Genomic DNA, 8,823 nt, shown 5'->3' with positions numbered 1-8,823 from the left:
CACGGACGGCGTCGAACCGGTACGCGGGAACGCCCCTCCGGCCTCCGCGCGGAGGCCGGCCCGCGCCATGTCAGGAGCGCGGCGTGCGGAAGAGGGTCTCCTGGGTGAGGCTGGCGACGAGCACGCCGTCCCGGGCGTGGATCGTTCCGGTGTACCAGCCGCGCCCGGCGGCGACCGTCTGCGGGACGAGGTCCATCAGCACCCAGTCGTCCATCCGGACCGGACGGTGGAACCAGACGGCGTGGTCGAGGCTGGACCCCGACCGGGCCGCGCCGTCGTGCAGCGCGATCAGCCCGCTGGAGATGTCGGACAGGTACGTCAGCACGCAGGCGTGGAGCAGGTCGTCGTCCGGCAGCGGCGCGGTGCAGCGCGACCACAGCCGCGTCGGGAAGTCGGCCGCCTCGTAGGGCTGCGGCGGCACGCGGCTCTCCATGGAGAACAGCCGCGGGACCGGGGAGGCCGGGAGGTTCTCCGGCCCGGGGACCCGCGGCGCCGGGTGCACCTGCCGGTCGTCGTCGTCGGCGGGCCGCTGGAACGACACCGACATGTTGAAGATGACCTCGCCGCCCTGAAGCGCCACCACGCGGCGCGCCGAGAACGAGCGGCCGTCGCGGTCCCGGTCCACCCGGAAGATCGTCGGCCGCGCCGCGTCGCCGCCGCGCAGGAAGTACCCGTGCAGCGAGTGCGGCAGCCGCCCCTCCGGGACGGTGCCGCCCGCCGCGCGCAGCGCCTGCGCCGCGACCTGCCCGCCGTACAGGGGGTAGGGGTCGTCGAAGACGAGCGCGCCCCGGTAGAGGTCCCGGTCGAGCTCTTCCAGGTCCAGCAGCTCCAGGACGGAATGGAGGGACTCCAGCCGCCCTTCGGGCTCTTCGGAGATCGAGGGTCGCACGCTCGTGACGGTATCCGACCCGGGCGCGGGCCGGCCGGGCGGGCGCGGGCCGGTCAGTCCTCCGGCGTCCCGGCGGGGCGCGTGCCCGGCCGCCAGAAGGCGGCCAGCAGCAGGGCGGCGCCGATCCCGCCGGCGAGGGCGGTGACGGCCAGGCCCGTCCAGCCCGCCAGGTCGTCCTCGATCCCGAGGACGCGGTCCAGGGACGCCGCGCCGCCGCCGAGCGCGCCCACCGCGCACGCCACCATCATGATCATGATCACGTACTCGTAGCCCTGGCCGGGGCGGAAGATGAAGAAGCCGTTGCGCAGGTGCGCGGTGATGAACGCGACGGCCATCGTGCCCACCGCGCCCGCCGCCGCCAGCGGCGTGAGCAGCCCGAGCAGCAGCAGGACTCCCGCGCCCAGCTCGGTGCCGGTCGCCATCAGCGCGTGCAGGCGGCCCGGCCGCAGCCCCATCGACTCGAACCAGCCCGCCGTGCCCTCGATCCTCCCGCCGCCGAACGCGTGGTTCCACCCGTGCGCGATCAGTGTGCCGCCGACGGACACCCGCAGGACCAGGGAGGCGATGTCGATCCCCGCCGCGTCAACAGCCATGCCCGGCCCTCTCCTCGTGTGCTGGGAACGCCCAGCAACGTACCGGACCGGACGGCGACCGCGCCCCGCCGTCCGGCACGCCCCTCTCCCCCGCATATCCCTCCGCCCGTGGGGCAGATCACAGAAAGTCAGGCTCCGCATCGCGTCACATTCGGAGGTGTCCGGTCCATCTTTCTCTGTGAGCGGCACGGGCGCGGAGAGCATGGGAGGCGGCATGGACAGCGTGGCGAGGAGATTCGACCTGACGATGCTGTACGCCGCCTACGGCGCCTTCCGCCGCGACACCGCCTGGCTGGAGACGGCGGCCCGGCCCGGTTCCGCCTTCGGCTGGGCCGAGGCCGCGAGCGGATGGGCCCTGTTCACCGCCCACTGGAGCCTTCAGAACCGCGCCGAGAAGAACGCCCTCTGGACCGTCATGTACGCCAAGGACGCCGACGGACCCGCGCGGGTCGGCGTGGTCCTCGACGCCATGGCGACGCTGGCCCTGAGGGCCGTCCCGGCGATCGACGGCGTGGAGGCGGCGCTGGAGCACCGCGACCGCGGCGCGTTCGCCGGATACGCCCGCGACCTGCGGGCCTCGGTGGACGCGCTGCTGGACTTCAAGGAGTCCAACGTCCTGCCCCTGATCCAGGAGACCCTCACCCCGTTCGAATGGGGCACCTTCGACGTGGAGCTCCGCCGCGAGCTGGGGCTGCGCGGGCTCGGGGTGTTCCTGCCCTGGCTGCTCGACGGCGCCCCGGACGGCACCCGCCGCGCCGTGCTGGGGCTGCTCCCGCCGCCGATCCGGCTCTGCTACCGGGCGCGCTGGCGTCCGCGCTACCTGCGCCGCGGCGGGCTCGCCGTCCGGGCGCGCTGATCCCGCCCGCCGATCCCGCCCGCTGATCCCGCCCCGCCGAGACCCCGCAGGGCGGACCGCGTGATGTGACGCGGTACACATCCCGACATGTCACATTCTCGGGGTCGACGTCGGTCTCATGCCCAGAAGCGCGACTGCCACAGCGCGACGGAGGGATGCGGACGATGGCGGGAACGAGGGCGCCCGGCGGGGCGCGGGCCGGCACGCGGAGGCCGCCCAGGGCACTGGACGTCACGACGAGGGCGCTGGACGAGCGGTTCGGGACCACCGGATTCGCGCGCAAGGCGCTGCGCAAGGCGTTTCCGGACCAGTGGACCTTCCTGCTCGGCGAGATCGCGATGTACTCCTTCGTGATCATTCTGCTGACCGGGGTGTACCTGACGCTGTTCTTCAAGCCGAGCATGCACGAGGTCGTCTACAACGGCTCGTACACGAAGCTGAAGGGCGTCGAGATGAGCGAGGCGTACGCCTCCGCCCTCAAGATCAGCTTCGACGTGCGGGGCGGGCTGCTCGTCCGGCAGATCCACCACTGGTCCACGCTCATCTTCATGGGCGCGATCCTCGTGCACATGCTCCGCAACTTCTTCAGCGGAGCGTTCCGCAAGCCCCGCGAGCTGAACTGGCTGATCGGCATCGCCATGTTCATGCTCGTGATGTTGAACGGCCTGTTCGGCTACTCGCTGCCGGACGACCTGCTGTCCGGGACGGGCCTGCGCATCCTGGAGGGCGTGCTCGCGTCGCTCCCGCTGGTGGGCTCCTACGCGGTGATGTTCCTGTTCGGCGGCGAGTACCCGGGCACCGACATCATCCCGCGCCTGTACGTCATCCACGTGCTGCTGATCCCCGGCATCCTGGCGGCGCTGATCCCGCTGCACGCCATCGTGCTGACCTGGCGGCAGACGCACACGCAGTTCCCGGGCAAGGGCAGCTCGAACACGACCGTCCGCGGCTACCCGTTCTTCCCCGTCTTCATCGCCAAGACCACGGCGTTCTTCCTGTGGGTGCTGGGCGTGACGACGCTGCTGGCCGCGTTCTTCCAGATCAACCCGATCTGGCTGTTCGGGCCCTACGACCCCGGCGCGATCAGCTCCGGGTCGCAGCCCGACTGGTACATGGGCTGGCTGGAGGGCGCGCTGCGGGTCATGCCGTCCTGGGAGATCAACCTCTGGGGCCACACCGTCGCGATGAGCGTGGTCGTCCCCGCCCTCGTGGTGCCCGGGCTGCTGTTCACCGGGCTGGCCGTCTACCCGTTCCTGGAACGCTGGGTGACCGGCGACTCGCAGATCCACCACCTGCTGGACCGGCCGCGCGACGTCCCGGCGCGCACCGGCATCGGCGTCGGCGGCGTGGTCTTCTACGGCGCGCTGTGGCTCGCGGGCGGCAACGACGTCCTCTCCCACAAGTTCGACGTCTCGCTGTTCTGGACGACGTGGTTCTTCCGGTTCCTCATCATCCTCGGACCGGTGCTGGCCTACGCCGTCACCTACCGGATCTGCGTCGGCCTGCAGCGCCGCGACCTCGGCCTGGCCCACCACGGGCTGGAGACCGGCATCGTCCGCCAGTCGCCGGACGGGGGGTTCAGCGAGGTCGAGCGCCCGCTCCCGGACGAGGCGATCGCCGCGATCACCGACCCGCGCCCCGCGCCCGCCGCCGACCTGGACGTCCCGCCGCCCGTTGGCGGTGTCGACAGCCCCCGCGGCCGTACCGCCCGGGGGCGCGTGCGCGCCGCCCTCAACCGCCGCTTCCGCGCCGACCTGGCCGTCGTCCCCGAACGCGCCCCGGTCGAACCGGACGGTGAGCGGCCGGTGATCGAGGAGGAGGCCGCGTCACGGTGACCCGGGGCGCTCGAACAGGAGGCGGATGACCGGGCCCGCGGCCCGCACGGGGTCGTCGCCGAGGTCGCGCAGGGCGCCGCTCAGCCACAGGTGGGCGAAGCCGTGCACGATCGACCAGGCGGCGATCCCGGCCGTCCGGTCCTCCGCGGGGCGGCCGGGCACGGCGCCGCGGACGCCCTCGGCGAGCACGCGCCCGGCGCGGTCGCGCGCGGCGGCCACCTCCGGGTCGTCGGGGCGGTAGAGCGCGGGCGCGAACATGACCTCGAAGTGGACCCGGTGCTCGACGGCGAACCGCACGTAGGCGAGCCCGACGCCGTGCAGGTCGCTCCCGGCGGCCTCCAGGGCGTCGGCGAACAGCGTGTACCCCTCGGCGGCGACGGCCGTCAGCACGCCGGTCTTGTCGCCGAAGTGGTGCGCGGGCGCGGCGTGCGACACCCCGGCGCGGCGCGCCAGCTCGCGCAGGCTCCACGTCGCCGGGCCCGCCTCCGCGATCGCCTCGATCGCGGCGTCGAGCACGGCCCGCCTCAGGTTGCCGTGGTGGTAGCCGTCGCCGCCCATGCCCGGAATCCTAGGGCGGGAGGACGGGCGGTCCGTCAGTCCTGCTCCTTGGCGAACGCGCGGAGGCGGGCCAGGTCCACCACGGTGATCCTGCGCCAGCCGGTGCGGATCAGGCCCTCGCGGCGCAGTCCGCTGAGCGCGCGGGCGACGGTCTCCCGGGAGGCGTCCATCCAGCTGCCGAGCTCCTCCTGCGACAGCGGCGGCCCGATCTCGATCGACCCGTCGGCCGCGGGCGGGGCGTGCTGGGCCGAGCGCTCCGCCAGGTCGGCGAGCAGCGCCGCCAGGCGCTCCGGGCCCCGGCTGGTGATGTGGGCGGTCAGCCGCCGGTCGGAGTCGTCCATGCGCTGGACGAAGGTGCCGGTCACGAGCATCCACACGTCCGGGTGCGCGTCCAGGAACCCGGTGAACCGGGCCGCGGGCACGACCAGGGCGCGGATCGGGGACAGCGCGGTGACGGTCGCGGCGCGCGGCCGCCCGCCGAGCACCGCGCTCTCGGCGAGCAGGTCGCCGGGGCCGCGGACGGCCAGCACCACGTCGTGGCCGTCCTCGGTCGCGGAGGTCACCTTCGCCCAGCCCCGCTCGATGATGATCACATGGTCGGACTCGTCGCCCTGGTACACCAGCGGCGCCTTGACCGGGAACGTGCGGGGACGCGCGGCGTCGCGCAGCGCGGTCCGCTGCGCGGGTTCGAGCGCCGACCAGAACGCGGAAGGCGGAGAGGACGCCGCGTACGGAACCAACAGCCGCCTCCTTTGCTCAGGGTTACCAGAACTGTAAACCCGCAGGCCCTCACTTGGGGACGGCCATGAGGCGCACGGCGAGCCCCGTGAACACCGTCCCGCTGAAGACGTTCAGGCCGCGGGCGACGCGGCGGCTGCGCCGCAGGAGGTTCGCGAGGCGGCCGGAGAGGAGGCCGACGCCGGCGTCCACCGCCAGGCCGAGCAGGACGAGCGTGACGCCGAGGACGAGCAGTTGCACCATCGGATGCCCCACGGAGGGGTTCACGAACTGCGGCAGGAAGGCGATGTTGAAGAGGATCACCTTGGGGTTCAGCAGGTTCGTGACGACGCCCTGCCAGAACGCGCGGAGCCGTCCCGGGCCGACGGGGGCCGCGCCCTCCTCGCCCGGTTCGCCGCGGTCCCGGAACGACTTGACGGCGAGGAAGAGAAGGTAGGCGGCGCCCGCCCAGCGCAGCACGTGGTACAGCGCCGGCAGCGCGGAGAACAGGGCGGAGAGGCCGAGCGTCGCGGCGACGGCGTGCGTCAGGGCGCCGGTGGCGACGCCCGCCGCCGCCATGAGGCCCGTGACCGGGCCGCCGCGCCCGCCCATCGCGACGATGAACATCATGTCGGGGCCGGGGGTGACGCAGAGCGCGAACGCGGCGACAACGAACGCCGCATAAAGGGAGGTATCCACCATGCCGAAATCATGCGGCAGGAGGCCGCCTCTCCGCGAGCGCAATACGGCGCCCCCGGCCCCGGGCGGGCGTCAGGCGGCCGGGGCCGACCGGGTCTCGATCGTCAGGGCCTCGTGGTCGAAGGACAGGTACCCGCCGATCTTCGCGGCGTCTTCCAGGGGCTCCTCGTACGACCAGGCGGCGTCCTCGGCGCCGGCCAGCGACCAGTACGCGGCCTCGCCCTTGTAGGGGCAGAACGTCCGCTTCTCGCTGCGGGTCAGCAGGTCGCGGCGGACGTCCTCGGCCGGGATGTAGTAGCGGTTGGGCAATCCGGTCTCCGAGAGCAGCTTCGCCCGCCCGGTCTCGGCGACGACCTCGCCGCCGAGCAGCACCCGCACGCGCCGGGACGTGGCGCGCGCGTCGACCCGGTGGTACGGGTCGCGCAGGTGGCCGTGGACCTCCTCGTCCTCGTCGAACCAGGCGTCCATGCGATTCCAGTAGAAGGCCATGTGCCCGCGCAGCCACGGCGCCTCCGGCTTCGGGTCCGGATACCCCCACACCGCGTTCTCGGCCGTCCGGTCGCCCACCCGCACCGTCCAGTACGCGGCGTCGCCCTTGAACGGGCAGTGCGTCGTGTGGACGGTCTTCTCCAGCAGGTCGGTGCGCACGTCCTCCTCGGGGACGTACAGGACGGGCAGCAGCCCCGTCTCGTGGAGGAACTTCCCGCGCTCGGTGTCCAGCACCGTCTCCCCCGCGAAGCGGGCGCGCACCCGGCGCGGGAAGTCGTGCATGAACAACCGGTGCGCCGGTCCGTCGATCGTGAAGTTGACCTCGTCGCCGGGCGAACCGGCGAGCGGGCCCGGCTGCATGGTCAGGGACATGGCGCGGCTCCTCAGACTGCCTGACTGCTAGACACCGGTCGGCATCGTCTCCAGTTCACCACGGCGCGCCGCCTCCAGGTGCAGCGGCTGGAGCGCCGAGGTGGCGCGGAACCAGCCCAGCGCGTCGTAGCGGTCGGCGAGCCGTGTCGGGACGTACTGGCGCGAATCCCGGTCCGGGTCGTACACGACGCCGATCGCGCGGTGCCCGAGCGTGCCGGTGAAGAAGTCGGGCTTCTCCCGCTCCGGAGGCACGACGAACATCGCCCGGTGCAGCTCCGACTCCGCCAGCACCTGCTCCAGCGAGCCGTGCGCCGGCGGCGGGACGCGCATGACCTCCATCGGGGCGCCCCAGGCCGGCGCCGCGACGACCTCGCCGGGGCCGCCCGCGAAGCCGACCAGCACGACGCCGCCGGCTCCGTGCCGCTCCCTGGCGAGCTGGCCCAGGTTGACCATCCCGGCGCCCGCCATGTCGGTCGCCCGCGCGTCGCCCACATGGGTGTTGTGCGCCCACACGACGGCCTTGGCGCCGTGGAAGTCCATCAGCCGGTCCAGCGTGTCGGCCATGTGGACGTCCCGGACGTTCCACGACTCCGGCCCGCCGCCCAGCATCGTGCGGTAGTAGTGCTCGGCGCCCGCCGCCACCTCGGCGTTCTGCCGGGCGTCGAACTCCTCCTCCGGGTCGCCGGCCTCCCCCGGCAGCGCCGGGCGCCGCAGCGCGGCCAGCAGATCCAGCACCTCCGCCGCGCAGCCGCCCGGGACCAGGGCCGAGTTCCAGCCGTAGGAGCGGGGGTCGTGGCCGTGCGGCTCGAAGCAGCGGTACGCCTCCAGCGCCGTGTCCAGGTACTCGGGGCGGTGCTCCGCCAGGTAGTCGACGACCGCCCGCAGCGACTCCCAGAGGCTGTAGACGTCCAGGCCGTGGAAGCCGGCCCGCTCGGCCGGCGGAAGGCCCGCGTTGCGGTCGCGCAGCCACCGGCAGAACCGGACGGTCTCCTCGTTGGCCCACATCCACGTCGGCCAGCGCTCGTAGGCGTTCAGGGCGGCCCTCGGATCCTGGTGCGCCCCCGGCGCGAGCGTCACGCAGCGGCCGACCCGGCGGCAGTCGGGCCAGTCGCCCTCGACGGCGACGAACCCGAACCCGCGCTCGGCGATCAGCCGCCTGGTCAGCGCCGCCCGCCACGCGTAGTACTCGTGGGTCCCGTGGCTGGCCTCGCCGATCAGCACGCACCGGGCGTCCCCGATCCGGTCGAGGAGCGGGTCCAGATCCTCCGCGTACTCCAGCGGCAGCGCGGCTCCGCGCACGTCGGCGGCGGCGCGCCCTTCCCGGCCTCGCATGGCGACGTCCCCCTCGCGTCCTCCATCGCGTTCCAGCTCCTCCTCCTCGCCTTCCCGGGATACGGGAATCGATTCGCGCCGGGCGGGATCCGGCGATGTCAGGCGTCCCGCCGGATGCCCGTGGTGCGGGCGCGGTAGTCGCTGGGGGTCTGGCCGTAGGCGGCGCGGAAGGCGCGGCTGAAGGCGGCGGCGTCCGGCAGGCCCCAGCGGTTGGCGATCGCGCCGATCCGCTGGGTACCGAGGAACGGGTCGCCGAGTTCGCGGCGGCAGTGCTCCAGGCGGCGGGTCCGGACGTACCGGGCGACGGTCGTCCCGGTCGGCGCGAACACCCGGTAGAGCTGGCGGACGGAGATGTGGTGCGCGGCGGCGATCGCGGCGGGGCTCAGCAACGTCGACAACGACCCGATCGTGCTGGCGCACGCCCGCGCGCTGCTGACCGGCACCCCGCAGGGCCGCTCCCGGTACATCCACGCGGACCTGGCC

General features: G+C 73.5%; 10 protein-coding genes and 1 pseudogene. 3 read left to right on the top strand and 8 right to left on the bottom strand.

Annotation, left to right across the window (positions count from 1 at the left end):
• Positions 1–70: 70 nt before the first annotated feature.
• Both AB0K37_RS38035 and AB0K37_RS38030 read right to left on the bottom strand, forming a co-directional pair.
• Positions 71–889, bottom strand: a complete 819-nt coding sequence (locus tag AB0K37_RS38035) for an acyl-CoA thioesterase domain-containing protein (RefSeq protein ID WP_363989919.1) — start codon at positions 887–889, stop codon at positions 71–73.
• Positions 890–942: 53 nt separating this feature from the next.
• On the bottom strand, positions 943–1,482 hold the full coding sequence (locus AB0K37_RS38030; RefSeq protein WP_363989916.1) for a DoxX family protein: 540 nt from the start codon (positions 1,480–1,482) through the stop codon (positions 943–945).
• Positions 1,483–1,696: 214 nt separating this feature from the next.
• On the opposite strand from AB0K37_RS38030, the gene AB0K37_RS38025 reads away from it, so the two are divergent.
• Positions 1,697–2,338, top strand: a complete 642-nt coding sequence (locus AB0K37_RS38025) for a hypothetical protein (protein WP_363989914.1) — start codon at positions 1,697–1,699, stop codon at positions 2,336–2,338.
• Between the two features lie 164 nt (positions 2,339–2,502).
• Positions 2,503–4,173 (top strand): ubiquinol-cytochrome c reductase cytochrome b subunit, encoded by a 1,671-nt coding sequence (locus AB0K37_RS38020; RefSeq protein WP_363989911.1) that lies wholly within the window; start codon positions 2,503–2,505, stop codon positions 4,171–4,173.
• On the opposite strand, the gene AB0K37_RS38015 is transcribed toward AB0K37_RS38020, so the two are convergent.
• The 6 genes from AB0K37_RS38015 to AB0K37_RS37990 all read right to left on the bottom strand — a co-directional run bounded on the left by AB0K37_RS38015 (position 4,165) and on the right by AB0K37_RS37990 (position 8,669).
• Positions 4,165–4,731: a TetR-like C-terminal domain-containing protein gene (locus AB0K37_RS38015; RefSeq protein ID WP_363989908.1), complete on the bottom strand. Its 567-nt coding sequence runs from the start codon at positions 4,729–4,731 to the stop codon at positions 4,165–4,167. The genes AB0K37_RS38020 and AB0K37_RS38015 overlap by 9 nt on opposite strands.
• A gap of 35 nt (positions 4,732–4,766) precedes the next feature.
• Positions 4,767–5,471 (bottom strand): Crp/Fnr family transcriptional regulator, encoded by a 705-nt coding sequence (locus AB0K37_RS38010; RefSeq protein WP_363989905.1) that lies wholly within the window; start codon positions 5,469–5,471, stop codon positions 4,767–4,769.
• Positions 5,472–5,520: 49 nt separating this feature from the next.
• A complete protein-coding gene (locus tag AB0K37_RS38005; RefSeq protein WP_363989903.1) occupies positions 5,521–6,150 on the bottom strand; it encodes a LysE family translocator in 630 nt (209 codons plus the stop codon).
• Between the two features lie 69 nt (positions 6,151–6,219).
• The gene (locus AB0K37_RS38000; RefSeq protein ID WP_363989901.1) at positions 6,220–7,008 is read right to left on the bottom strand and encodes a DUF427 domain-containing protein; all 789 of its coding nucleotides are present in this window, start codon (positions 7,006–7,008) and stop codon (positions 6,220–6,222) included.
• Between the two features lie 27 nt (positions 7,009–7,035).
• Positions 7,036–8,340 carry an erythromycin esterase family protein gene (locus AB0K37_RS37995; RefSeq protein WP_363989898.1) on the bottom strand — a complete coding sequence of 435 codons (1,305 nt, stop codon included), beginning with the start codon at positions 8,338–8,340 and terminating at the stop codon, positions 7,036–7,038.
• Positions 8,341–8,438: 98 nt separating this feature from the next.
• Positions 8,439–8,669: a helix-turn-helix domain-containing protein gene (locus AB0K37_RS37990; protein WP_363989896.1), complete on the bottom strand. Its 231-nt coding sequence runs from the start codon at positions 8,667–8,669 to the stop codon at positions 8,439–8,441.
• 61 nt (positions 8,670–8,730) lie between these two features.
• Here AB0K37_RS37990 and AB0K37_RS37985 point away from each other — a divergent pair.
• Positions 8,731–8,823 (top strand): annotated as a pseudogene (locus AB0K37_RS37985) (SAM-dependent methyltransferase); the annotation flags it as partial.

It is taken from the genome of Actinomadura sp. NPDC049753 (assembly GCF_040674655.1).
GTDB lineage: Bacteria > Actinomycetota > Actinomycetes > Streptosporangiales > Streptosporangiaceae > Spirillospora > Spirillospora verrucosospora.
Note: the sequence above shows the minus strand (reverse complement) of the source record. Positions and strands in the feature narration are given on the sequence as shown.

Coding starts and splice junctions, on each gene's coding strand:
- AB0K37_RS38030 (WP_363989916.1), bottom strand. CDS start 1,482: ATGGCTGTTGACGCGGCGGGGATCGACATCGCCTCCCTGGTCCTGCGG.
- AB0K37_RS38025 (WP_363989914.1), top strand. CDS start 1,697: ATGGACAGCGTGGCGAGGAGATTCGACCTGACGATGCTGTACGCCGCC.
- AB0K37_RS38020 (WP_363989911.1), top strand. CDS start 2,503: ATGGCGGGAACGAGGGCGCCCGGCGGGGCGCGGGCCGGCACGCGGAGG.
- AB0K37_RS38015 (WP_363989908.1), bottom strand. CDS start 4,731: ATGGGCGGCGACGGCTACCACCACGGCAACCTGAGGCGGGCCGTGCTC.
- AB0K37_RS38005 (WP_363989903.1), bottom strand. CDS start 6,150: ATGGTGGATACCTCCCTTTATGCGGCGTTCGTTGTCGCCGCGTTCGCG.
- AB0K37_RS38000 (WP_363989901.1), bottom strand. CDS start 7,008: ATGTCCCTGACCATGCAGCCGGGCCCGCTCGCCGGTTCGCCCGGCGAC.
- AB0K37_RS37995 (WP_363989898.1), bottom strand. CDS start 8,340: ATGCGAGGCCGGGAAGGGCGCGCCGCCGCCGACGTGCGCGGAGCCGCG.